The organism is Peribacillus sp. NJ4 (assembly GCF_030348345.1).
Classification (GTDB): Bacteria; Bacillota; Bacilli; order Bacillales; family DSM-1321; genus Peribacillus.
In genome coordinates this window covers 1,396,962-1,419,949 of the sequence record NZ_JAUCFQ010000001.1, presented here as the reverse complement: position 1 = coordinate 1,419,949, position 22,988 = coordinate 1,396,962, and the positions used below count along the sequence as shown (strand labels likewise).

Here is a 22,988-nt window from a genome sequence, read left to right as displayed (position 1 = left end):
GATGATTAACCGTATGACGAGAAAAGTGATTATATCCCTTAGCATGCTCATATCTATTGCTGGATGTTCGAAGACACCCCCTATTTCTGACACGAATGAACCGATAGATAGTAAAAACGCTCAATCATATGGGGTCAGTTCTTCAAACCCAATCGCAATAGATGTCGGGATGGATATATTGGAAAACGGCGGAACGGCGGCGGATGCTGCCATTGCCGTATCTTATGTATTAGGTGTAGTTGAACCTTATGGATCTGGCGTGGGTGGCGGCGGCGGTATGCTGATTGCCCCGGAATCCGGCGATCCCAATTTTATCGATTATCGTGAATCCTCTCCAGAAGACCCGAGTTCGAGACACGATACAGGGATTCCAGGCTTAGTGGCCGGCATGCAGGTTATAAGTGATAAGTATGGGAGCGTACCAATGGCAGATCTTCTTCAGCCGGCGATAGAGTTGGCTGAAGGCGGATTTGAAGTCGACGAATCGTTATCATCACGCTTAGAATCAGCTCAGCCAAGGATATCTTCCGATGCGACTTCACTTTTTTATCCTGATGGTGATGCCATTGAACCAGGAAAAACCCTCGTCCAAGAAAGACTTGCTGAAACATTGAAGCAGATTCAAAAGGATGGTCCTGATGGTTTTTATAAAGGGGAAATTGCGCGAGATATTAAAAGAGAATCAGATATCGACTTGATGGATTTAAAGCGCTATGAGGTGAAAGAACATAAGCCGGTCCAAGGAACATTTGCCGGTTATGATGTTTTTACCGCCCCTCCACCCTTTTCAGGAATCACAGTTCTTGAAATGTTAAAACTGGCGGAGGAAATGAACCTAGGTGATTCTTCAAGCAAATCAGCTTATATGAAAGTCTTGGGGGGCATCACAGATACTGCTTATCAAGATCGGTCCGACCACATTGGAGATGGAATAAGTCACTCTAAGGCGGAAAAATTGCTCTCCCCCATTCACTTGGATAATCTTAAAAGTAAGATCAAAAGTGAAAAATGGGAAGATAAAGAATCGAATGGCTCCGAAGAACATGAGAGTACGACACACTTTGTGATCATGGACAAGTATGGCACTGTCGTTTCCACAACAAATACGCTCAGTAACTTTTTCGGATCTGGTGATTATACGAATGGATTTTTCCTTAACGATCAATTGAAAAATTTCCGGTCCGGCTTGAACTCTCAAGAGGCATATAAACGGTCAAGAACTTTCACCGCTCCTACCATTCTCAAGAAACCAGGGCAGGAATCGATTGGGATCGGCTCACCAGGCGGTGATAGGATTCCGCAAATATTGATGCAGGTCCTTTATTCTTATACAGAGAATGAAGGCTCATTTCAGGATATCGTCGACCGTAATCGGTTCGTCTTTGATGGAAAGAAGATTTATACGGAATCCAGGCTTTCGGATGAAATGATATCCAACTTGGAAGATTCAGGATATGAAGTCATCCAGAAGATTTCCCCCATGTATTATGGCGGGGTTCAAGTTCTCGTTAAAAACGAGAAAAATGGACGATTATCCGGAGCTGGGGATAAAAGAAGAAATGGAAGCTGGAAAGCTCAGCAATAAAAGTGCAATCCAACCCCTCCTTTTCTAAATATCATATGAATTTTATCGATGTATAAGGGGATTTTGAATATGAATATCGTAAAAAAAATAACAAGCTGGGTTATACCTGTTCTTCTTGTAGCAGCCCTGCTTGTGACCATGAATACGTTTAAACGGACAGAAACTTTAACACCCGACGAGCAAAAGAAAATAGAACAATATACGACTGTCGAAGAATAAAAAAGCTGGGGCATCCCCGCTTTTTTTATTTTTGCCGTCAACGGTATGGAAGATGAAATACACTAGAGATATGGGGGATAACCATGATTGAAAATAACTATACTGATTTTTTTGAACTGCAGCAAAATGAACAAGAAGACCTCGATTACCGCATCATCGTTCATCATAGGAATCCTGATATTGCAGTTCTAGCCATACATGGCGGGAACATCGAACCGGGAACCAGCGAGATTGCAGCCGCACTTGGAGAGAGACTTTGTGCAAGCACCTATCTATTCGAAGGACTTAAACCAAGGGGCAACCAGGTCCTCCATATAACATCCCGCTTGTTTAATGAACCGATCGGCGTTTCAATGGCAGCGAACGCACAGACCACCCTTTCCATCCATGGCCACTACGATGTAAATAATGCGCTGGTTTACATTGGCGGAAGGAACGAACCCTATAAGAACCTTATTCAGCAATGCCTCAACAAAGCTGGATTTCAAACTGTTCATGCACCGCAGTACCTTTCAGGCATGAAAGGAAACAACATCACCAACACATCCAAAACGGGTGCAGGCGTGCAATTGGAACTTTCCACAAAGCTTAGAAAAAGCTTTTTCAAAGGTGATGACTTTACTAGTAAGAACAGGGTCAATCCATGTGATCTTTTTAAACAGTTCGTTACTGCCATTGAAAAAGCGACTCTAGCATATAAAGAGATTGAATGATCTTCTTAGTCGATGAGGCTTTCAACTTGACCGAAGCTTTCGAATTTCTCGGCAAAATAACCTGACGAAAGATTGGAGATATGAACGCCGGTGTTTTCCGTTGTATTGAGAAAACGGCCATCACCTAGATAAATACCTACATGGGTCACACCTAGCCTAGTTCCTGTGTCCCTAAAAAACACTAAATCCCCTGCCTTTGGATTTTCGATTTTGGGCACCAATGAGAAGTAATCCGCTGCGGAATCCCGTTTTACTGAAAGGCCCTGCTCCTTCATGACCCAATAAATGAATCCGCTGCAATCCATTCCGATCATCGGATCTTCTCCCCCGAAAACATAAGTGAATCCGCGTAAAGTATATGCATACTTGATGACATCATATGCTTTATCATATGCAGCCTCCTGGTTTACATAAAACGGATATAACGGGTTGCTGTATAGTTGAAGATACTGCCCTTTCATCAACTCATCAGTTCTTAACGCGTTACGGCTTTTGATCGTACTCATGGAAATGCTGTAATTCTCCGATATACTATTAAGCGTTTCTCCCGTTTGGACGATATGCTCCCCTTTAGGCGTGTATGTTTTGTACGCCACTTGGTATTTTGCAAAGTAATCTTCTGTAGTGGATCTCACCTGAACCGTTTCTGCACCATATCCAGAATTGACAAATTGGTTTTCGCCGACATAAATACCCGCAGTCACGACTTTTAAGCTGTCTTTTTCCAGAAAGAATATAATATCCCCAGTTTTCGGAGTGGCTGTATCCATCCCTTGCTTATAAAAACCATCTACTGTCAAACGGTCGACCGGCACATTTTGCTGGGAAAGCACCCAATGAATCAATCCGCTCGAATCAAACCCCTTTTCAGGCGTCTCCTCTCCAGCTGTCTTTTTAAACCCTATAAAGGATTTCGCATAGTTCGCTATTTGTTTTCCTCTCTCCGACCATTGATAGATGGAAGGAGTATAATCCGTTAGAATGATCGTCAACTTTTGTCCCACAAATAACTTATCATCCGGTAAACCATTCGATTTCATTAATTGCTCTACCGATATATCATAAGTATCGGCAATCGATTCTACCGTTTCGCCAGAAATCACAGTATGCACACGATCTGCCGCCTCGACCTTTAAACCAGGTAAAAAAGTGAAACTAACCATGAATACCAATGAAAGTACTATAACGCTTAATTTCCCTTTAAACATTTAAACCCTTCCTTTATACGCTCAAATATTTTAAAATTTACGATTTCCCAATAAATACTCCATTATAAGAAGCTGAACCAGTTCTATATAAACCTTTTACCCTATCATCATTCTCAGGAAATATACCTTAATGCCCACCACGAGTGTATTATCGGTGAATAAACCGAAACCTTTAGCCTATTATTTGACCATCGTTTATCAAACGGCCTAAAAACAAACCATTATACCTACTGTTTGCATTTATCCTTTAAATGTAAGGTAATGGAGATAGAAAAAGGTTCATAGTGGATATACTTTTGGAAATCGAAGATTCAAAGAAGATTATGGGACAGCGCAATTTATTCATTTATTAATCGTGCAATCATATGGGTAAAGTTACATTGGAAACATCCAAAGATAAGAATGTTATCGGTTTTTTTCCCGGTCATGATAAAGTTGTACATATACGGGTGCCCTATGAAGAGCCTAACGATATTGGAGTGAACATCTTGATAAAAATGACAGAGAAAGCCCAGCGTGCACTTAAAGATATGCAACATAGTTTGGGAGGGGAAACGTATGTGAGGTTTGGCATACACAGACCTTGCTGTAACCAAATGAACTACACATTAAGTTTGGCAATCTCTAAAAAGGAGCACGAGGAAATACTGATTTTACATGATATAAAAATGTTGATAGATCCATCGGACTCCCATTTTACAGATCAAACGGAAATTGATTACGAAGGCGATGGATTTTTGATCAGGAACCCGAATCCATTGGTATCACCCATCATCTAGCAAAAGTAAACAAGGGGAAAGCTTAAATGGCCTTCCCCACATTTCTATGAATCTATGGCATATACACCGCTTTAATATGTTATTGGTATGACCCTCCTTGTCATGACAAACCCAAAAATAGTCCCGCTTTTTGGGTCTTGAGCCATTGGAGCCTACTTGTCCGATTCCTATATATTATTCCCCTTCGTAAAAAAAGCATGGATACTTGACCAGTCCCTCTAAATTGTACTTTTGTACTTCTAGTGATTTTATCCACTAAAGAGAAATGCAACGTTCAGCGAATCAGGGTTAAATGCCTGCAGAATGATAAAATGGCCATACAACAAAAAAGGGGAAACCACTTTAGTGGCCTCCCCTTTTGCAGCGTTTATGTTATCCCCTAGTTCTTTTTCTGGAATTCCCCCAGCGTATGCTCCAAATCATTTATTAACTGTGTAAGCTGCGAAAAACAGAATGAATGAAATTAAACATGAAATGAATGCCAGTGAAAATGATCCGAGAAAATGATGTACATTTTAAACGTGATTGGAACGTAGGGCACTCGCTTTCCGCGGGAGTCTCGCCTACCCGTTCCAATCAACTTTGTTTTTCTTTTAAATTGAAGAAATTTGCGACACTCCTGCCGAATAACTGGCTAGCCGCTTGCGGCGAGGAGGCTTGGCAGACAATCGGCGAAAGGGAGCGGATTTCTGAAAACAATTGAAACGTTTTCCAAATGAAAAAATGCAGTCAAACTCGATTTTCATCGAGTTTGACTGCATTCTGGGACCGACAATAGAATATGCCGGTCTTTTGAATTCGAAGCTGATCATTTCCGTGAGAAGGAAAGGTGATAACTCCTTTTACTTTTTATCCGGCTTGGTGAATTGCTGACCAATTGCACCTATTATTAAAATGATGATTGAAATGAGACTGTAGTCCTTAAAAAAAGTCGTGAATGGAATGTCCAGAAATAAAAATACCACCGTAACCAGTCGCCCTATTAGCAGAATCACTCCGATAACTACCATCCAATTAAATAATTTTCCCAAAGAATTCATCTTTTCCCCCTTACCGGTCTAATGTTGACTTTCATGCAGATTCCACCTCGATCCGCCAATTACCTTTCCACAAGAGCTCTGCCCACTATCTAATAACCTTTTATATTCACAACATCCAATTAAGACAAGTCCTTTTCAGCTAACCCTGTAATACTGCCGTCCTTTATCCTGACCAGGCATTCTGTGTACCCTTTATTCGGGGGAATCTTTCGTAATCGGTTTTCCAGCTTCGATCAACACTTTGCTTCCCAGTAAGAAAAAACCTTGAATGAACAACAATACACCAGTTCCTATAAGCAGCCATTCAATTTTAATGATATCGGATACCGGTCCGAATACAAGCATGCCCAGCGGCATCATCGAAGTCGAGATCATCCCTAAAACACCGAAAACCCTCCCGAGAAGATCCTCCTCGACTTTCTCCTGTAATAAGACCATGGACGGCGTATTAAAGATGGGCATCGCCAATCCGACTACTCCCATGATGATTAAGTAAATCCAGAAAACGGGGATGATTCCAAGCGCGAATGTACAAGCCCCAATCATAAGGCTCGCAAGTGTCATCGTATGGATCTTATTTTTAAAGCCTCCCCAGGAAGCCATGAAAATCCCGCCTAGCATCATACCGATGGCAAAGGTGATTTCTATCGCAGTCAACCGCCAAACATCATTCCCGAAAGAGCGTGTGACCTGTAGCGGTGTAAGAAATGCAACAGGTGCGGCTAGCACAAAGAAAAACGCGAAAAAAACAAAGAACTTCTTAAGAAAGTCGTGATTTCTGATATAACTGAATCCTTCTTTCAAATCGGTGAAATAGCTGGTTGTTTGCTTTTGTAATGCCTTCGCATGGGCTGGAATTTTCAAAAATGCCAGTAATGTGAAGATGGCAATTGCAGCAGTGATCACATCTATGAAGAAAATGGTCTCGATTGAAGCCATCGTAAGCAGCGCTCCGCTCACCATGGGGGAGACGAGCATCACGAGCGCTTGAATGCTTCCATTTGTCCCGTTCACCTTAGTAAGCTTATCCTCCGGCACAAGCTGCGGAAGAATGGCCCCGACAGCCGGAGTTTGGATTCCAGTTCCGATTGCGCGAACGGCTGACATGACGAAAAGTAGCCAAAGCTCATCGTATCCGATTAAAAACAAGATGGCCAATATTAGGGTTGAAAAGGCAATCAATGAATCCGAAAGTATGATCAGCATCTTCCGATTGTAGCGATCCGCCCATACTCCCGCGATTGGCGATAATATAAAGGTAGGCACGAAACCACAAACGATGGATATCGTCATCATGACACCCGACTGTGTATTCAATGTGATATACCACATGATGGCATACTGAACCAAGGACGATCCAAAGAGCGATATGGTCTGACTGCCTAGAAAGAGAATGATATTCTTTTTCCACTTTTCCTTTACTTTTTCATTTAATGATTCCATCTTACAAACACCCCATTCCATTTTTAATAATGCCCCAAAAAAAACACAGGCTATCTGCCTGTGTTTAGAGTAAATGGATAAAAACCTATCTAACGGAAACCTGAGAGGAACTGATCATCACGGAAAACAATAATCCCTCACTGGCCTTCGGTTTGGTCAATTAAATGGAGAAATGACACGAATCCAAAATAACCTCTCTTGGATAAGTGGAGTTTCTCCCCTTAATAATCTTTTTCTATTTTTTAAAAACCAGCTTGAATAGCGAAAGCCCTTGATCTACAAAGGTTTTAGCTTCAGCTGGACAGCAAAAAAAGAGGATAGAATCGTCCCAACTTTTTTCACAAATCGTAAAATGAAGGTTTCCTTAAAAATAGACAGACCATTCCCATTTACCCTGCGGACATGCAGAGCACTTGAACGTATTCAATTAACGGTTCAAAGATAGGAAACGCAGTCTGATAAATGTCACAAGGAAAACCTCCATTTCTTAAAAGTTAAAATTATATTAACATGGCACCAACTGGAATATCAACAAAAAACTTCCTTCATAGCAGAAGCATCACTTCGGTTTAAGGCCGTCTTATGTAACCACCTGCATTCCATTCATCCATCCAATCGTTTGACGGCGGCCGTATATTCCTTATGCCATTTTTCCCATTCACCCATTGGAAAGTCCTGATATTGACCATCCAGTAAATCACTTAACATATCGAGGCAAACATGCCAGCCTGCCAAATCTTTTGATGTATGATCATTAACCGGCGTGATGGATTCCTTCAATACTAATGAGCATCCATCCTTTTCAGTGGATACCTCGAAACGAACCCAGCCGTCCCCCCATTCAAAATCTAAAACGGCAGATTCCCGGAAATCCCTTATCTTCATATCAAAGGATTCCCCTGACCCATCATTAAAATTGAATTTTATGTTCCCGTCTTTTCGAAGGTCCTTTATTTCCAGATTGGACATCCACTTTTCCAACTTATCATTCTCCGTTAAAGCACCCCATACCTTTTCCACCGAATGATGGAGCTGGCGATCGAATCTTGCGATGATTCCTTTACCTTCTTTTTCGATTACTGCTTGCACGTAGATTCCCCCATTCAATTTCGTTACCCAATCATATTTTTATAATAAAAAATGGTCGGATGGAATTCACCATTTGCAGATTTCGCAAAATCAGGAATGCTCCCTGCCTGAATATATCCCAATGAATTATACAGGAAATTAGAAGGATCCCCTTCTCTTGTATCAAGGACCAATAATGTCCGCCCCTCCTGCTTGGCACTCTCCTCAGCCTGGTGCATGAGTGAACGGCCTATACCTTTTCGCCTATAACCAGTATGTGTCATTAATTTTGCGATTTCCGCCCGATGGCCGCCGTTCCGCTTTGTACATAAATGTAACTGTACACTCCCGACAATCTTCCCATGTAATTTAGCGACAAATAGAATCACATCAGGATTAATGACATTCTCCCAATAGTCAATGGCCTCGGACCGTTTCATGGGAGGCAAAAAACCAATTGACGCGCCATCTTCCACAACTTGCATCAAAAGGTCCGAAAGCTCATTAAGATGGTGCCCGATCGATGTTAATTGTTCGACTTTCACATCAGTACTCACAGTATTCACCTCACTTTCAGGAAATACAATATATATTCACCATCCCTGGCGCTTTGATAAAGAAGTAATATGAGCAAGATGATGGCGTCCATGCCATGCATAAATGCCTATATTTTCACCGACCGTCACCTCTCCCGAATCAGGATGGATGAAAGTTCGGATCAGGTCGTCTGCATGAAGACCAGATAAAAGTTTGCACATTCGGATATGTACGGCTTCGAGCAGTGATAGAGAAATTCCAATCGGCAAATCATAATCAGACATCTCTGCCCATTGCCCCTCTTCGTACGGCTTAATGACCGGACTTTCTTCCGTAAGGGCCAATTTAAAGCGAATATACGCATTCATATGACTATCAGCAACATGATGCACCACTTGGCGGACTGTCCATCCTCCAGGTCGATAAGCCGTATCAAGCTGTTCATCATCCATGTTACCCACTGTCTCCCGCAGCATCCCAGGCAAAGCTTCAATCTCCCTGATCCATCCCTCGGCCACAAGATTAGTAATTTCCCCGTCAAACTGAAACTTTCCTATCGGGTATCTTAAATCCATCTTCATTCCCCCTTGATGTTCAATAAAAATAGCATCCAATATATATTCTTTATCGATTGAGACAAACCCTTTTTACCGGCAATTCTTGGCTTGCAATCCTGTTTTCATTGATCCTCAGGAATATTAATCCATATCATTATCACGTATACTATTTCCACATTTAGCAACCCTAACAAAAGAATGCCATGTGCATCAATCCAATCTTTAAACAATGGAAATGGGGATAGGATCATCTTGAAGAAAATCAGTTCGATACAAACCCTTAGCATCTTCTTTTTATCAATCGGCCTTCTTGATCACGTTATTTTGATCCCTTTCCTCCTATCCACCGGCGGAAGGGATGCTTGGTTTTTTCCCATCCTTACTATTGGAATAATACCGATTTGGGTCTACATATTATCGAGGATAATCAAGAATATGAATAATCAATCACTGACGGATTGGCTTGAAAATAGATTTGGGAAACCTATTAAAAATATCGCTTTATTCTTTATTGTGATTTATCTGATTAGCCTTGTATTGGCAACAACCAAGGAAACGATTGATTGGATCACTACAAGCTTTCTTTTTGAAACCCCAAGTTTAGCCATTATCATTCCGTTTACACTGCTATGCATCTTCCTTGCCCATTCAGGCATGCGCTCCATCGCCATTTGCTCTTCTGTATTATTACCAATAGTCGTCATTCTTGGGATTTTCGTTGCGACCGGAAATATACCGACAAAAGACTACAGCCACCTCCTTCCCCTTTTCGAGAATGGCTATTTTCATGGCGTTAAAACCTTTCAATATACTGGTTATGGCCTTGCCGAACTGATTTTAATCGCCTTTTTTCAGGAAAAACTTTCTGATAAGCTCAGTTGGAAATCATTGTTTTTCTTATGCCTCGGATTAGTGTTTTTACTTCTTGGCCCATTAACAGCTGCAATTGCTGAATTCGGACCGACCTTAGCAGAAGTCATGAGGTACCCCGCCTATGAACAATGGCGGTTGCTGACAATTGGTAAATATATCGAACATACAGACTTCTTTTCCATTTATCAATGGCTTGCAGGAGCCTATATTCGTGTTTCACTGGCGTTATTCTTAATAACGGAAGTCTTTAAAGGAAAAACTAATAATATGAAGCTCGGAATCCTTTTCGCTGTAGGCTTTCTTATGGTCGTCATCTCCATCGTACCATTCAGTAATTTCAAGTTCTTACATGTAAGTCAGACATTCTACTATCCTGGCGCTTTTTATTTCCTGTTACTTTTGTCCACCTTTTTGTTTATCGGCACTTTCATCAGTTCTAAGGAGGGTAAACGACATGCGAATGAAACGATCCAAAAATGAACCACCCCCGCCTGAATTAAGGGAGGAGACATTTCGGGAGTTATTCAGTTCAAGCTCAGATATCATGTTTGACACGATTTATATCGGAGAAACCGAAAGACTTATTCCTGTCCTTATTTTTTATTGCTCGGGTATGGCCGATATCAGCTTATTGAACGAGGGAATTTTGGAAAAGTTAAACAAGATGATGGAATTGGATGAGAGAATCGATGAAGAAGAAGCAATCAACAAGCTAAAACCCTTGATAGATCTGACGAAAGTAACCATTGATAGCGAATTCAATAACGTCCAACAGCTGATTTTCTCTGGGTATGCCTTATTATTCATACCATCAACCCAAGATTTATTTTCAATAAATTTGTCCAATGTTCCGAACCGGCAGCCTGAGGAGTCTTCCTTCGAGGTCTCGGTAAGAGGTCCAAGAGATGGATTTGTCGAGGACATATCCATCAATACAGCTTTAATCAGAAAGCGGCTGAAAACCAAATCGCTTGCCTATGAAGACTTTATCGTTGGCAGACGCAGTCAAACGAAAGTCGGACTGATGTACATGGATGACATCATCAATAAAGAACTGGTTAACAATGTAAGGTCGAAAATTAATAACATTGATATTGATATATTGGTTAGCAGCCAACAATTGGAGGAATTGATTACAAACAGTAAATATAGTATTTTTCCACTCACTCATTATACGAGTCGCCCTGATTTTGTAGTGGAAGCACTCAATCAAGGAAGATTCATTCTAATCGTGGACGGTATGCCAACGATAATCGTAGCTCCTTCTACATTACTATTGCAAATAAAAACCGCAGAAGATTCGAATCTCCCTTATCTTTTTGTTAGCCTTGAGCGACTTCTTCGCTTTATGGGGCTTGGTATTACCATTTTATTGCCAGGGTTTTGGATATCCATTTCAGCTTTCAATATTGAACAGGTGCCGTTTCCGTTACTAGCCACCATAACCCTTTCAAGGCTGGGACTCCCCTTATCTGCCACCATGGAATTCATTCTCATGCTCATTTTATTTGAATTATTCCGTGAATCCGGAGTTAGGTTACCTAAAGCCGTTGGACAGACAGTTGCAGTTGTAGGCGGTCTCATTGTCGGTGATGCCGCGATAAGGGCCGGGCTGACTTCACAAACCATGCTTGTGGTTACTGCCGTAACCTCTGTCGCATCTTATACCCTTGTAAACCAGTCTTTAACAGGTGCCGTAACAATTTTACGTATGTTTGTGTTGTTACTAAGCTGCATTTATGGAATCTATGGCATGATAATCGGTTTACTCTCAATTGTCACTTTATTATCCAGGCTTGAATCATTCGGGGTTTCTTATATTGGCGGGCTGAACCCACCAAGAATTACAAAAATCCTGGATGCATTCATAAAGAGGCCATGGAATTCCATTAGCAAGCGATCATTGGCAGCCAACGATAAGACCAGAAAGGGGCAGTAAGGCATGTTCCGCATCTGTAAAATTTGCTTGACCCTACCTTTAATCCTTTTACTTTCAGGCTGTTGGGATGAAAAAACGATTCAGGACTTTCATTATATAACGGCCATCGGGATTGATTTCAAGGATGGGGAGTACATTGTTTATACGCAACTTGTAGACTTCGCTGCGGTAGCTAAAACGGAGGCCAAGCCTACGCAAAGTCCCCCCGTATATGTAGGAAAACAAAAAGGCCGTTCCATCTCGATCGCCATTAATAAACTAATGCGCGATACTCAACAGTCTCTTTATATAGGCCATGTTTCCACATTTGTCATCAGTGAAAATGTTTTGAAGCAGCAAAGCTCAGAAATAGTGGATTATATATACAGAAACCAATTACTTAGGTACTCAGCCAATATCTTTGGCACAAAAAGTTCCATGGATGAGCTTTTCTCCATTAATGGTTATTTTAATTTATCGCCTTTATACACGACATTATATTTACCAGAAGATGTCTATCGGAGCAGATCATACATCGAACCCATTACGGTCCAAAGGTATTATTCTAACCAGAGGGAAAAAGCATCTACAACCATCTTACCCTCCATATCCTGGAACGATAAAGTTTGGAAAGAAAAAGATAAAAATCGAAAGAGCCTCTATATGGATGGTGCATTTGTCATTTACTATAAAGTGTCCCAACCCTGGTTCTCTGAAAAGGAACTGAGCGGTGTACGCTGGCTCACTAAAAGGACCAACAAAACTCCCGTTAGCATTAACATGAATAAACAAGACATCTATGCCTCTTTCTCCCATCCACAACATAAAGTAAAACCTGTTTTCAAGGATGGAAAGTACAAATTTGATATTGAAGTTGATGTATCAGGTAAAATACTGGGGCTAGATACCCAAATGGATATCGATAAAATTAAACGAAAATTCGAAAGTCAAATAAAAAAAGACATCCAAACAACCTTCAAGAGCGGGATTCAAAAGAACGCAGACCCATTAAGCTTAGGCAAAACCCTTTATATCAAAGAGACAAAATACTGGCAAGAAAATCATATTAAAGAACCGACTGATTTCCTGGATAAGGATTCGATACATGATATAAACGTAAAGGTACATATCCTTAACACAGGCGGATTAGAAGCAAAACCATTGCAGTAAGGAAAAAAAGAGGATTGATGATTGAAAGCCTGTTTATTTGTAAATGGTCAATTTCACGAGTAAATTGACCATATTCACGAGTAAATTGACCAAACTCACGAGTATTTGCTATAAACTCACGAGTAAACGCTTATATCTCATGAGTTTGCTGCTCATTCAAACGAGTAAATGCTCCACTTTCACGAGTAAATTGACCAAACTCACGAGTATTTGCTCCAATTTCACGTAAATCGACCAAACTCACGAGTATTTGCTCCAATTTCACGAGTAAATCGACCAAACTCACGAGTAAGTCGACCAAACTCACGAGTAAGTCGACCAAACTTACGAGTATTTGCTATAAACTCACGAGTAAACGCTTATATCTCATGAGTTTGCTGCTCATTCAAACGAGTAAATGCTCATTTCACGAGTAAATCGACCAAACTCACGAGTATTTGCTCCAATTTCACGAGTAAATCGACCAAACTCACGAGTATTTGCTCCAATTTCACGAGTAAATCGACCAAACTCACGAGTATTTGCTCCAATTTCACGTAAATCGACCAAACTCACGAGTATTTGCTCCAATTTCACGAGTAAATTGACCAAACTCACGAGTAAGTCGACCAAACTTACGAGTATTTGCTATAAACTCACGAGTAAACGCTTATATCTCATGAGTTTGCTGCTCATTCAAACGAGTAAATGCTCAATTCACGAGTAAGTCGACCAAACTCACGAGTATTTGCTCCAATTTCACGAGTAAATTGACCAAACTCACGAGTAAGTCGAACAAATTCACGAGTATTTGCTATAAACTCACGAGTAAACGCTTATATCTCATGAGTTTGCTGCTCATTCAAACGAGTAAATGCTCAATTCACGAGTAAGTCGACCAAACTCACGAGTATTTGCTATAAACTCACGAGTAAACGCTTATGTCCCCCAAGTTTACTGCTCGTTAAAAGCCCTCTTAATTATAAAAAATTCAGGATGGATCCTTTTTAAGGCTCCATCCTGAATTTTGGCGCTAAAATTGAGTCCTGAATATATCATTAAATAGAAACAAATGGTAAATTAAGAGTATTCTAAAAATGGGGGTTTCCAAATATGAGCATTCAGAAAGCGACATTACTTGAGCTCGAATCTCTGACAGAACTTTTTGATTTATACAGAGTGTTTTATGAGCAAACATCTGATCCTGATCGTGCAAGGGAATTTTTAAGAGAAAGGCTGACAAATGGAGAGTCTGTCGTTTTTATGGCCTTTGATGAAGGGAATCCTATTGGTTTTGTGCAATTATATCCTTCTTTTTCATCTGTGAGTATGATGCGTTCATGGATATTGAATGATTTATTCGTGAAGGAGTCCGCCCGCAAAAAGGGATTTGGCGAGGAGTTATTGAACGCAGCCATCGCTTTTGCTCGGGAAACAGGTGCCAAAGGGGTTTCGCTCGAGACAGGTAAAGATAATGTAAAAGCACAAAAACTTTACGAAAGAATTGGTTTCGTCCGTGAATCGAACCATTTTTATCATTTCGCCATTTAATTAAAAAAAGTGCAGGGAAAATTTTCTTTTCCCTGCACTCCGGATGATTTTATTAAACAGTTTCCATGCTGGCTTGAATTTCTTTAATTAGAAGTTCGGCACCTTCAGGGCTAAGTATTAATTTTCCGGCAGCAAGTTTCATATTGTCATCTGACACTTCACCTGTTACCTGACAAGTCATGTTCGGTTTATATTTTTGAAGAATGATGCGCTCTTGTTCTACATAGATCTCCAAGGCGTCTTTCTCATTAATTCCTAATGTACGGCGTAATTCAATTGGAATGACTACCCGTCCTAATTCGTCAACTTTACGTACAATACCTGTAGATTTCATTTAATTTACCCCACTATTTTTCTTTCGAATGTTGCATCTATATATTTCGTCACCATTCGACATTATTTGCACTTCTATAAAGATACCACTCCCTACCATTTTCGTCAATTCTCGTATCCTCATATATTATCTGCCTTTATATGATTTTTATATAAATTCACAGTAAACCCTTTATAAAACGTGTCATACCGGCGTTTCTCGATTAATTTAATGGTACTTATTGTTAATTCGACCATAAAAATGACAACGTTTCCATTTTATTTTCCACAACCATTCTTTCGATTCCATATCGAATGATGAAGATGGAATTTCAGTAGTCTAAAAGAATCCAGTTGATTTTCTTTTACATTTGAAGGAAAATTAAAACTGATGGCTTATTATATTTCGAAAATTCATTCTTCTGCCTTTGACGCAGTTGAACGTGAATGTCTTTTTAAACTTTTTTAATACTTGGAAAGCCGAAACGATTGCCACACTTCCAGAGTTTGGCTAATTACTGGCTCATAAAACAGATTGAGGTGAGTCAATTGCGTCCGATTATATTAGGTATTTGTTCTGCTTTCTTTTTTGCGTTTACGTTTGTTTTAAATCAGGCCATGGAGTTGTCTGGTGGAAGTTGGATATGGAGTGCTTCGCTGCGTTACATCTTTATGGTGCCTTTCCTGTTGTGTATCGTATTAAGCAGAAAAAACCTGCGTCCCCTTTTACGAGTGATGAAAGAACGGCCGGGGCCTTGGTTGCTTTGGAGTTTTGTCGGATTCGGGTTGTTTTATGCTCCTTTATGCTTTGCTTCCGCCTACTCACCTGGCTGGCTGATCGCCGGCACTTGGCAGATCACGATCATTTCGGGTGCTTTACTTGCCCCGCTATTTTTTGAAAATGTCCAAACGAAAGATGGGCTCGAAAGGCAAAGAGGAAAGGTATCTGTGAAAGGCCTCCTCATGTCAATGATCATTCTGCTTGGGATCATCCTGATGCAACTGGAACACACCAAGCACATTTCAATGGCCAATCTTTGGTTGGGAGTGATCCCCATCGTCATCGCCTCGTTTGCCTACCCTTTGGGGAATCGCAAAATGATGGAAGTATCCGAAGGACGTTTAGATGCTTACCAGCGTGTATTGGGAATGACTTTGGCGAGCCTGCCATTCTGGTTCCTGCTTTCATTGTACGGATTCTTCACAGTAGGGGCACCGACGAAGATGCAGAGTTTCCAATCCCTTTTGGTAGCACTATTTTCAGGTGTCATTGCCACGGTCCTTTTTTTCAAAGCGACCGATTTGGTAAGTGGAAATATGCAGAAATTAGCTTCAGTCGAAGCTACACAGTCGATGGAGGTCCTTTTTGCCCTGGCTGGCGAATTACTATTCCTATCTTTACCGATCCCTTCTCCGTTATCGTGGTTCGGCATCTTTATCGTTATCATAGGAATGATCCTGCATAGCTATGTATCACATAAAAAAGAAGGTCCATCCCGGAAACGGACAGTGAGTGCCTGAATAGTAAGTCAAAAAAAAGAACGTAATCTGTACCTTTATTGGTATAGATTACGTTCTTTTTTTCATTGACAGGTCACTATGACTGCGGGTGGATTCTGTTGGAGCGTTCCCAGCTATCGGGCGCTTTACGGGAGGGGTTTGAAACCTTCCTGCGGTAGCATGCCACGCTACGTACCGATCATATATGCCTTTTTCTTTTAACTCCAAAACCGCATTGTTATATTTCCTTCTTTCCTTTTCAGAAAGATGTTGTGCATTTTTTCTGATGTTATATTTAGGAGCCATGATTTGCCCTCATTTCTGGTTGGTCATCTAAACTAAAAACCTTGGGATATATTAAGTCATCCATGGTGGAAACGCTACAAGACGAATGCGGATATTAGGCAAAATGGGCATGACTCAAAAAGGTGAATGGATTGGATCAAGGGCTTTCGAGTTGACAAAACTTTTACCTTGAGTTAATTCAAAAAGTATGTATAATGAAATGTAAATTGCATAAGTCAAATGTTTTCTAGGGTTCCGCAGTATATCCAATTGCTGGTCTGGTCCGAGAGAAAACTCACAGCTTGCTGTGTCACGGAAGGATAAAAGCCTGGGAGAAAACTGTTTACCGGTTATCTCTTTGGCTTTTTTTGTTTTTTTTGTAAAGAATAAAATTGGAGGTGTTATTTTTCATGAGTGCAAATTGGATTAAAGTGTTCATTGCAGCTTTTTTTGAAGTTTTTTGGGTGATTGGCTTAAAACATGCAGATGATTTTTGGACGTGGACTGGAACGGTCATTTCCATCATCATCAGTTTTTATATGATGATAATGGCTGGCAGGAAGCTTCCTGTCGGAACGGTATATGCCGTTTTTGTAGGTATGGGAACGGCCGGAACCGTTCTTTCCGAAATCATTTTCTTCGGAGAATCTTTCAAACTGAGCAAAACGCTATTGATCCTCCTATTATTATCAGGGGTAATCGGCTTGAAACTAGTGACTGACGATAAGGTCGAGGAAGGGGATGAATCCTAATGGCTTGGATCTCTTTAATTTTAGCGGGACTATTTGAAATGTTTGGGGTTGCGATGATAAATAAATTGCATAAAGACCGAAATTGGCAATCCTTGCTGCTGTTATTCATCGGATTTGGAGCAAGTTTTCTATTTCTTGCTTATGCCATGCAAACCTTGCCGATGGGGACGGCTTACGCAATCTGGACAGGGATCGGCGCATCTGGCGGAGCGATAATCGGGATGCTCTTATATGGGGAATCCAAAGATTGGAGAAGGGTCGTTTTTATTGCCATGGTCCTAGGTGCGGCAGTGGGATTAAAACTGGTTTCATAGGTGACCGACCCACTGAATTCCCGTTTTATTGCAAACCACCTACCTGCTCCATTGAATTTTTGGTATGATACATGAGTTAAATAAATTAGTGAAGGTGATTTTACTTTGTCTGAAGAAATTCCAGAAGAAAAAAAGGAATATGACACCACAATCATTTATGATTACAAAGACCATCCTGACATCGTTAGTGGACGGTGTGACAATTGCGGGAAAGCCCAGTTCGAGAGTTCGGTCAAGGATTATGTATATATTCGTAAATGCAGGGAGTGCGGCATGAAGAAATCGATTTAGTCGTTGGTTTGCCCGGATATATGAATTCATGCTACCCTTCTATATAATAGGCCGCCAATTAGTTGGCGGCCTTCTTGGGCTGGCAATATGCTACCCAATCTTTTAAAGTTGTAGGAAAACGGCAGCCCTATCCCTATATCATCAAGATTTCCCTGATATCCTCTTCTGTAAGTGCAGATGACGACTTTTCATCAGGGTCGATGATTTCTTCAATAAGGTGTCTCTTTTTCTCTTGCAGTTCATTCATTTTTTCTTCGATTGTGCCACGGGCAACAAGTTTGATGACCTGAACCACATTCTTCTGCCCCATTCGATGGGCACGGTCCGCAGCTTGTTCTTCAACTGCGGGATTCCACCAAAGGTCGTATAGAATGACTGTATCGGCCCCCGTAAGATTGAGACCCGTGCCGCCCGCCTTCAATGAAATGAGGAATATATCCCGTTCTCCTGCATTAAACCGATTGCAGATTTCCACACGTTCCTTTGATGGGGTTTGTCCATCCAAGTAGAAAAAGGGCTGTCCTTTAATAGCCAAATCCCTGCCGATAATTTGCAGCATTTTTGTAAATTGCGAGAAAATCAGCACCCTTCTTCCAGAAAGCTTCGATTCCTCAACAATTTGCATCAGCTGCTCATATTTTGCCGAGCTGCCTTTATAACCGTCCACAAACAAGGCGGGGTGACAGCAAATCTGCCGGAGCCGGGTCAGGCCAGCGAGGATCCTGATCCGATTTTTCCGGAGGGTATCCTTGTCCAGGTGTTTCAGTGTATCATGCCGCAGCTTCGCCAGATAGGCGGCATACAGCTTCTTCTGATCAGGAAGCAGTTCCATCGATTCAAGCGACTCGATTTTTTCCGGAAGTTCCGCAAGCACATCCTCTTTCATTCTCCGCAGCAAAAATGGACGGATCCTACGTGAAATCTTCTTCCTTGAGAGGTTACTATACTCCTTTAACCCCATGAATAGTTCAGGGAATACCACGTGAAAAAGGGACCAGAGCTCTTCTAGTGAATTCTCGATGGGCGTACCGGTCAACGCGAAGCGATGGGCCGCTTTTATCTTCTTAGCCGCTCGTGCAGTTTGTGTCCCCGGGTTCTTAAAGGCCTGTGCCTCATCGAAAAACACCGTATGGAATTCCTCTTTTTCAAACCTCGTGATGTCCTTCCGGAGCAATGGATAAGAGGTGATCACTACATCCACGTCCATTACTTCCTTAAGCAGCTTCGACCTTTCCGATTTGTGGCCATCCACGACGACGGCTTGTATTTCAGGAGCGAATTTAGTGAATTCACTCAGCCAATTATAGGTTAATGATGATGGGCAGATAATAAGCGCAGGAACCCTTTTCTTCCTGATGTCAGGCAGCTCCGATAAAATGAACGTGATGCTTTGCAGTGTTTTTCCCAGTCCCATATCATCAGCAAGTATCCCGCCAAAACCGTATTGGGCAAGTATTTTCATCCATTTGTAGCCGTTTTTTTGATAATCGCGCAAGATCAGTCCCAGACTATTTGGCACCTCGAACTCCAAGGCACCCGGATTCCTGATGTTATCCAAAAACTGACGGAATGATTCCTCCATTGTGAATGTCTGGCTGTCATTTACGGAATCAAGGAGTTGCAGCCCTTTTACGATTGGCATGTTCAGACTGCTTTCCAGGTTTTCATCCTGAACGGGAAGTGCATTCAGAAACCGATTGATTTCCTCGAACTCCCTTGTTTCAAGGGAAAGCAGCGATCCATTCCTTAAACGATAATACTTCCTTTTTTCTTCAAGCGCTGCTAAGACCTCACGTATTTGTTTATCAGGAATCGCATCCATTTCAAATTTGAATTCCAGCCAATCGGTCCGTTCTTTTTTGATTTTCACCCTAATGCGCGGTGCAGCATTCCCACGGGAAATCCGGTTTCTTACAGCGGTCGTGGCATAGATTTGTACCAGCTTTTGAAGTTTCGGAACGATATGGTACAAAAACTCATACTCCAACTCTTCGTTATGCAAGACATAGCCGCCATCAGTCTTGGCAAACAGGCTATCCTCCATAAGCTTTAGTATCTCAGCTTCCTTCTCCACATCCCTTATGAGCATGGAGACTGCCTTGGATTCCTGTTTTTCCAAAGGGTTGATCACGATATTTTCATAGTGGAATTCCAGCCCCGCAAGCAGTCTGTTTTTCACTCGATCCAAGAATAGCTTTGCAACCAGCGGTGTCTTGAAAAACAGTTCGGTGATGGACCTTGCTATACGGACTTCACCTAGTCTTTTCAAACCTGGCACCACTTTGTCGAGGAATAATTCCAGTTGGTCATGATGGATTGGAATTCGATTCATGCCCGAATTCTCCAGCATTTGCTTCAATTCTGAAAGGCGTTGGCAATCCTCGTTTTCGAGCTGAACCAAATTCCCTTCGAATAGAACCATTTTATATGCATTCATGACGATCATCTCATTCAACCCTTTAATATTCAGTTGATAACCTTTTCCCTCGCTTTGGGTAAAGTCAAACTGTAAAGGAAGCGGTCCGCTGGATAAACGAAAACCATTGAATGTATGGCTCCCATGGGAAAGCTTTACCAACGGTGCTCTTTCAAGGATGGGGACAAGCCTTTGAAAAGAAGATGGAGGCAGAAGCAATAAGTGTTTGTCCAACGTATATTCAGACTTGTCCGCCAATGCGTCAACATAGACTCTTTCATCCGATACCACTGTAATAAGCTCCTGAAGTACGGAATCCATTTCGTTCTGAAAACAATGCAGTTCCGGGTCATATATAAATGCAAGGGACACTTGGGCAGGTTTTCCTTCTTTTACTCGCTTCAGGAATTCCCGGACATTCGCTACATTGAAAGAACCGATTTTCATTTCCATTCCTAACATATATTGATCCGTGCCTATCCTTACAGGTTTACACGTAAATTCTGCATCAATCATCTTTCTTTTTTCAAAGTGGCGCTGATGACCGCTTTTGCGTACAGGCTGATTATTGAAAAGGGTCAGCAAGCCCTCTGACAATTTATCATTGGCTGAAGCATCAGAACGAGGTACATTTATCGTTCCATCTCGCTGAGAGTCGTAAACCGACAGCAGGACGGCTGCAATATGCTGGCAATCCCTTTGGAAGGAAGCTAGCGTAGGACAGCTGCATTTCGTCTGAAATCCGCCGACAGCATCCACTTCAATCGTGACATGGAAGTCTTCCTTGCCTTTAACCGTTGCCTCACAACCATCAGGCTGGTAACTTTCAAATGTCACTTTATTGGCACGATGAAAAGCTTCCCCTCTTTTGAAGGAGACGGTCCCGCACATGTCTTTTATGATTTTTTGATTCAACTTGATATCCAAATTGCCGTCCTCCTCCCGAGGTTTTGTTTGAGTGTTTTAAAATCCGCTGAAAAATAAGCTCATTTTATCATCATACTATGAAATGGGTTTACGGGGTTGTAAAAAAGCAAAAAGACAAACTCCCATATTCGGAGTTCATCTCTATTTCAGCACCGGGAATTTGCGGCTCATTGTTGTCCTTTAGTGTTGCCTTTCTTTTTTTTTCGATAAAAGAAGCTGAACAAAAGGAATATAAGAAGAATGAAAAAAAGGATAAGTTCAGCGGGGTCCTTCACCAAAAATGGGTTAAAGGCATGCTTGATTGAATTATCCAGATCAAATCCCAATAGAATATCCATACCTAAAGATATGACCACTAAAGGGATCAGAAGCAAAAGCGTAATACCGAAGAATTTCATTTTTGATCAACTCCGCCTTGGAACTTATTTTGGTGCTGGCCTTTCCTTTTTTTTCGATTCTTAAAAAAGGCAATGATCAAGAGAAGCAACGGAATGATCACCTGAAATGGCAGATGGATGTAATTTGGTACGACATCTAGCCCTTCATAGATATGTTCCGTATAGCTGCTTGCCATAATAATCGAAATCAATAAAATGACCATGCCAACAGGGTATGCAAGACTAGAGGGCTGTTTAACATTGAAAACATTCGCCGTACCCGTTACCGCTACATAAGTTAATACACTTATCTTGATGAACCCGCCAATCAACAACAAAAACAAGAAGTACACATCGAGACGTTCAAGAAAGCCAGCGACCTCTATGGACTGAATGAGGGTAAGAAGAGGGTATTGCGAACGTGTTGTAAGGTCCACACCAAGTACAGCAACATTCACAGCCATTATTACCGCGAGAAAAATACCGCTTGTCGCCAAGCCCCCTATCCCAATTTTTTTCAGTCGCTGAGGTTCATTCAAATAAGGAAAAATCATTAAAAACACTATGATCTCGCCAAATGGAAAGAATACGGTTTTAGTGAAACCCATTTTCATCATCTCTGTCCCGCTGATTTCAAAAATGGGTTTTAAGTTGTTTAAATGGATCATGCCTGAAGCAATAATCAGAAGCATGAAGGTCATTAAAAGTAAATTCTCCAAGACAAAGAATAGTTCCCCCGTCCTCGCCAATACTTCTATCCCTTTACGGACCGTATACACCACGACTAAAATGAATGCAGCGTTCGCAACAAATAACGGAATTTGAGGATAGGCAAAAGTAAGCAGTGTATCTCCGAAATCCCTCAGACACCTTGCAGCAAGATAGATCAAATAAAGGATGTATAGAAAAGCTACGATCCTGCCTAGAAAATTCCCCAATATATGTTTTACAAACTCTGTTAACAGCTGCTCAGGGTAGTATTGAAAAAGGCCATAATAAACGAAAAATAATAAAAATCCGCCTATCATCGCAATAAGGATGACTAGCCAAGCAGCCTGCTTGGCTTCACCTGCAAGCGGAACCAAAAGTGCACTGCCCATTTCAAACATGAAAATAAGGACGAACAGCTGGTAACCGCTGATTTTTGCCTTTTCCATGAGAATGCCACTTCCTT

At 41.3% G+C, this 22,988-nt stretch carries 26 protein-coding genes and 1 riboswitch; of the genes, 13 read left to right on the top strand and 13 right to left on the bottom strand.

Annotation, left to right across the window (positions count from 1 at the left end; all coding sequences use genetic code 11):
- Window position 1: 1 nt before the first annotated feature.
- From QUF94_RS07125 to QUF94_RS07115, 3 genes are all read left to right on the top strand, one after another.
- Window positions 2–1,585: a gamma-glutamyltransferase family protein gene (locus QUF94_RS07125; protein WP_289315243.1), complete on the top strand. Its 1,584-nt coding sequence runs from the start codon at window positions 2–4 to the stop codon at window positions 1,583–1,585.
- A gap of 69 nt (window positions 1,586–1,654) precedes the next feature.
- On the top strand, window positions 1,655–1,804 hold the full coding sequence (locus tag QUF94_RS07120; RefSeq protein WP_176474433.1) for a CapE family protein: 150 nt from the start codon (window positions 1,655–1,657) through the stop codon (window positions 1,802–1,804).
- An 83-nt stretch (window positions 1,805–1,887) separates the two neighbouring features.
- A complete protein-coding gene (locus QUF94_RS07115) occupies window positions 1,888–2,517 on the top strand; it encodes a poly-gamma-glutamate hydrolase family protein (protein ID WP_289315242.1) in 630 nt (209 codons plus the stop codon).
- 5 nt (window positions 2,518–2,522) lie between these two features.
- On the opposite strand, the gene QUF94_RS07110 is transcribed toward QUF94_RS07115, so the two are convergent.
- Complete coding sequence (locus tag QUF94_RS07110) at window positions 2,523–3,725, bottom strand: C40 family peptidase (RefSeq protein ID WP_289315241.1); 1,203 nt, start codon at window positions 3,723–3,725, stop codon at window positions 2,523–2,525.
- Between the two features lie 365 nt (window positions 3,726–4,090).
- Between QUF94_RS07110 and QUF94_RS07105 the strand changes: the two genes are divergently transcribed.
- Both QUF94_RS07105 and QUF94_RS07100 read left to right on the top strand, forming a co-directional pair.
- Window positions 4,091–4,504 carry a HesB/IscA family protein gene (locus QUF94_RS07105; RefSeq protein ID WP_289315240.1) on the top strand — a complete coding sequence of 138 codons (414 nt, stop codon included), beginning with the start codon at window positions 4,091–4,093 and terminating at the stop codon, window positions 4,502–4,504.
- A 478-nt stretch (window positions 4,505–4,982) separates the two neighbouring features.
- Entirely contained in the window at window positions 4,983–5,207 is a 225-nt protein-coding gene (locus QUF94_RS07100) for a hypothetical protein (RefSeq protein ID WP_289315239.1), read from the top strand.
- Between the two features lie 139 nt (window positions 5,208–5,346).
- Here QUF94_RS07100 and QUF94_RS07095 read toward each other — a convergent pair whose 3' ends face one another.
- The 5 genes from QUF94_RS07095 to QUF94_RS07075 form a co-directional block, all read right to left on the bottom strand.
- A complete protein-coding gene (locus QUF94_RS07095; protein ID WP_289315238.1) occupies window positions 5,347–5,544 on the bottom strand; it encodes a hypothetical protein in 198 nt (65 codons plus the stop codon).
- Window positions 5,545–5,736: 192 nt separating this feature from the next.
- Entirely contained in the window at window positions 5,737–6,987 is a 1,251-nt protein-coding gene (locus tag QUF94_RS07090; protein WP_289315237.1) for an MFS transporter, read from the bottom strand.
- Window positions 6,988–7,590: 603 nt separating this feature from the next.
- Window positions 7,591–8,076, bottom strand: coding sequence for an SRPBCC family protein (locus tag QUF94_RS07085; protein ID WP_289315236.1), 486 nt, complete (start codon window positions 8,074–8,076; stop codon window positions 7,591–7,593).
- A gap of 23 nt (window positions 8,077–8,099) precedes the next feature.
- The gene (locus QUF94_RS07080) at window positions 8,100–8,612 is read right to left on the bottom strand and encodes a GNAT family N-acetyltransferase (protein ID WP_289315235.1); all 513 of its coding nucleotides are present in this window, start codon (window positions 8,610–8,612) and stop codon (window positions 8,100–8,102) included.
- Window positions 8,613–8,648: 36 nt separating this feature from the next.
- Entirely contained in the window at window positions 8,649–9,167 is a 519-nt protein-coding gene (locus tag QUF94_RS07075) for a YfiT family bacillithiol transferase (protein WP_421156266.1), read from the bottom strand.
- Window positions 9,168–9,347: 180 nt separating this feature from the next.
- On the opposite strand from QUF94_RS07075, the gene QUF94_RS07070 reads away from it, so the two are divergent.
- From QUF94_RS07070 to QUF94_RS07060, 3 genes are read left to right on the top strand one after another with little or no spacing between them, the layout of a single operon-like run.
- On the top strand, window positions 9,348–10,502 hold the full coding sequence (locus QUF94_RS07070) for a GerAB/ArcD/ProY family transporter (protein ID WP_289315233.1): 1,155 nt from the start codon (window positions 9,348–9,350) through the stop codon (window positions 10,500–10,502).
- Entirely contained in the window at window positions 10,477–11,961 is a 1,485-nt protein-coding gene (locus QUF94_RS07065; RefSeq protein ID WP_289315232.1) for a spore germination protein, read from the top strand. The genes QUF94_RS07070 and QUF94_RS07065 overlap by 26 nt, the downstream gene beginning before the upstream one ends.
- A gap of 3 nt (window positions 11,962–11,964) precedes the next feature.
- Entirely contained in the window at window positions 11,965–13,110 is a 1,146-nt protein-coding gene (locus QUF94_RS07060; protein ID WP_289315231.1) for a Ger(x)C family spore germination protein, read from the top strand.
- A gap of 130 nt (window positions 13,111–13,240) precedes the next feature.
- On the opposite strand, the gene QUF94_RS07055 is transcribed toward QUF94_RS07060, so the two are convergent.
- Together QUF94_RS07055 and QUF94_RS07050 are read right to left on the bottom strand one after the other, a co-directional pair.
- On the bottom strand, window positions 13,241–13,417 hold the full coding sequence (locus QUF94_RS07055; protein ID WP_289315230.1) for a hypothetical protein: 177 nt from the start codon (window positions 13,415–13,417) through the stop codon (window positions 13,241–13,243).
- 74 nt (window positions 13,418–13,491) lie between these two features.
- A complete protein-coding gene (locus QUF94_RS07050; RefSeq protein WP_289315229.1) occupies window positions 13,492–13,707 on the bottom strand; it encodes a hypothetical protein in 216 nt (71 codons plus the stop codon).
- A 495-nt stretch (window positions 13,708–14,202) separates the two neighbouring features.
- Here QUF94_RS07050 and QUF94_RS07045 point away from each other — a divergent pair, with 495 nt between their 5' ends.
- Window positions 14,203–14,640, top strand: a complete 438-nt coding sequence (locus QUF94_RS07045; protein ID WP_289315228.1) for a GNAT family N-acetyltransferase — start codon at window positions 14,203–14,205, stop codon at window positions 14,638–14,640.
- A 52-nt stretch (window positions 14,641–14,692) separates the two neighbouring features.
- Here QUF94_RS07045 and QUF94_RS07040 read toward each other — a convergent pair whose 3' ends face one another.
- Window positions 14,693–14,974 (bottom strand): transition state genes transcriptional regulator AbrB, encoded by a 282-nt coding sequence (locus QUF94_RS07040; protein WP_289315227.1) that lies wholly within the window; start codon window positions 14,972–14,974, stop codon window positions 14,693–14,695.
- A gap of 527 nt (window positions 14,975–15,501) precedes the next feature.
- Here QUF94_RS07040 and QUF94_RS07035 point away from each other — a divergent pair.
- Window positions 15,502–16,473 carry a DMT family transporter gene (locus tag QUF94_RS07035; protein WP_289318308.1) on the top strand — a complete coding sequence of 324 codons (972 nt, stop codon included), beginning with the start codon at window positions 15,502–15,504 and terminating at the stop codon, window positions 16,471–16,473.
- A 48-nt stretch (window positions 16,474–16,521) separates the two neighbouring features.
- Here QUF94_RS07035 and QUF94_RS07030 read toward each other — a convergent pair whose 3' ends face one another.
- Window positions 16,522–16,758: a hypothetical protein gene (locus QUF94_RS07030; protein WP_289315226.1), complete on the bottom strand. Its 237-nt coding sequence runs from the start codon at window positions 16,756–16,758 to the stop codon at window positions 16,522–16,524.
- Window positions 16,759–16,973: 215 nt separating this feature from the next.
- Window positions 16,974–17,074: riboswitch (guanidine-I (ykkC/yxkD leader) on the top strand.
- 73 nt (window positions 17,075–17,147) lie between these two features.
- Here QUF94_RS07030 and QUF94_RS07025 point away from each other — a divergent pair.
- From QUF94_RS07025 to QUF94_RS07015, 3 genes are all read left to right on the top strand, one after another.
- The gene (locus QUF94_RS07025) at window positions 17,148–17,489 is read left to right on the top strand and encodes a DMT family transporter (RefSeq protein ID WP_289315225.1); all 342 of its coding nucleotides are present in this window, start codon (window positions 17,148–17,150) and stop codon (window positions 17,487–17,489) included.
- Entirely contained in the window at window positions 17,489–17,803 is a 315-nt protein-coding gene (locus QUF94_RS07020) for a DMT family transporter (RefSeq protein ID WP_230161041.1), read from the top strand. Before QUF94_RS07025 ends, QUF94_RS07020 begins: the two co-directional genes overlap by 1 nt.
- 105 nt (window positions 17,804–17,908) lie before the next feature.
- Complete coding sequence (locus tag QUF94_RS07015) at window positions 17,909–18,094, top strand: DUF8096 family protein (protein WP_289315224.1); 186 nt, start codon at window positions 17,909–17,911, stop codon at window positions 18,092–18,094.
- A 133-nt stretch (window positions 18,095–18,227) separates the two neighbouring features.
- Here the strand turns inward: QUF94_RS07015 and QUF94_RS07010 are convergent, their stop codons facing one another.
- The 3 genes from QUF94_RS07010 to QUF94_RS07000 form a co-directional block, all read right to left on the bottom strand.
- Window positions 18,228–21,437 (bottom strand): DEAD/DEAH box helicase, encoded by a 3,210-nt coding sequence (locus tag QUF94_RS07010; RefSeq protein ID WP_289315223.1) that lies wholly within the window; start codon window positions 21,435–21,437, stop codon window positions 18,228–18,230.
- Between the two features lie 167 nt (window positions 21,438–21,604).
- Window positions 21,605–21,775 carry a YczF family membrane protein gene (locus QUF94_RS29045; protein WP_483313681.1) on the bottom strand — a complete coding sequence of 57 codons (171 nt, stop codon included), beginning with the start codon at window positions 21,773–21,775 and terminating at the stop codon, window positions 21,605–21,607.
- 56 nt (window positions 21,776–21,831) lie between these two features.
- Window positions 21,832–22,971: a GerAB/ArcD/ProY family transporter gene (locus tag QUF94_RS07000; RefSeq protein ID WP_289315221.1), complete on the bottom strand. Its 1,140-nt coding sequence runs from the start codon at window positions 22,969–22,971 to the stop codon at window positions 21,832–21,834.
- Between the last annotated feature and the right edge of the window lie 17 nt (window positions 22,972–22,988).

What these genes read in the sequence shown, in the direction of transcription:
- QUF94_RS07045 (WP_289315228.1), top strand. Translation starts at nt 14,203, where the DNA reads ATGAGCATTCAGAAAGCGACATTACTTGAGCTCGAATCTCTGACAGAA.
- QUF94_RS07065 (WP_289315232.1), top strand. Translation starts at nt 10,477, where the DNA reads ATGCGAATGAAACGATCCAAAAATGAACCACCCCCGCCTGAATTAAGG.
- QUF94_RS07070 (WP_289315233.1), top strand. Translation starts at nt 9,348, where the DNA reads ATGCCATGTGCATCAATCCAATCTTTAAACAATGGAAATGGGGATAGG.
- QUF94_RS07090 (WP_289315237.1), bottom strand. Translation starts at nt 6,987, where the DNA reads ATGGAATCATTAAATGAAAAAGTAAAGGAAAAGTGGAAAAAGAATATC.
- QUF94_RS07040 (WP_289315227.1), bottom strand. Translation starts at nt 14,974, where the DNA reads ATGAAATCTACAGGTATTGTACGTAAAGTTGACGAATTAGGACGGGTA.
- QUF94_RS07095 (WP_289315238.1), bottom strand. Translation starts at nt 5,544, where the DNA reads ATGAATTCTTTGGGAAAATTATTTAATTGGATGGTAGTTATCGGAGTG.
- QUF94_RS07115 (WP_289315242.1), top strand. Translation starts at nt 1,888, where the DNA reads ATGATTGAAAATAACTATACTGATTTTTTTGAACTGCAGCAAAATGAA.
- QUF94_RS07125 (WP_289315243.1), top strand. Translation starts at nt 2, where the DNA reads ATGATTAACCGTATGACGAGAAAAGTGATTATATCCCTTAGCATGCTC.
- QUF94_RS07105 (WP_289315240.1), top strand. Translation starts at nt 4,091, where the DNA reads ATGGGTAAAGTTACATTGGAAACATCCAAAGATAAGAATGTTATCGGT.
- QUF94_RS07025 (WP_289315225.1), top strand. Translation starts at nt 17,148, where the DNA reads ATGAGTGCAAATTGGATTAAAGTGTTCATTGCAGCTTTTTTTGAAGTT.
- QUF94_RS07030 (WP_289315226.1), bottom strand. Translation starts at nt 16,758, where the DNA reads ATGGCTCCTAAATATAACATCAGAAAAAATGCACAACATCTTTCTGAA.
- QUF94_RS07000 (WP_289315221.1), bottom strand. Translation starts at nt 22,971, where the DNA reads ATGGAAAAGGCAAAAATCAGCGGTTACCAGCTGTTCGTCCTTATTTTC.
- QUF94_RS29045 (WP_483313681.1), bottom strand. Translation starts at nt 21,775, where the DNA reads ATGGATATTCTATTGGGATTTGATCTGGATAATTCAATCAAGCATGCC.
- QUF94_RS07100 (WP_289315239.1), top strand. Translation starts at nt 4,983, where the DNA reads ATGCCAGTGAAAATGATCCGAGAAAATGATGTACATTTTAAACGTGAT.
- QUF94_RS07060 (WP_289315231.1), top strand. Translation starts at nt 11,965, where the DNA reads ATGTTCCGCATCTGTAAAATTTGCTTGACCCTACCTTTAATCCTTTTA.
- QUF94_RS07075 (WP_421156266.1), bottom strand. Translation starts at nt 9,167, where the DNA reads ATGGATTTAAGATACCCGATAGGAAAGTTTCAGTTTGACGGGGAAATT.
- QUF94_RS07120 (WP_176474433.1), top strand. Translation starts at nt 1,655, where the DNA reads ATGAATATCGTAAAAAAAATAACAAGCTGGGTTATACCTGTTCTTCTT.
- QUF94_RS07110 (WP_289315241.1), bottom strand. Translation starts at nt 3,725, where the DNA reads ATGTTTAAAGGGAAATTAAGCGTTATAGTACTTTCATTGGTATTCATG.
- QUF94_RS07020 (WP_230161041.1), top strand. Translation starts at nt 17,489, where the DNA reads ATGGCTTGGATCTCTTTAATTTTAGCGGGACTATTTGAAATGTTTGGG.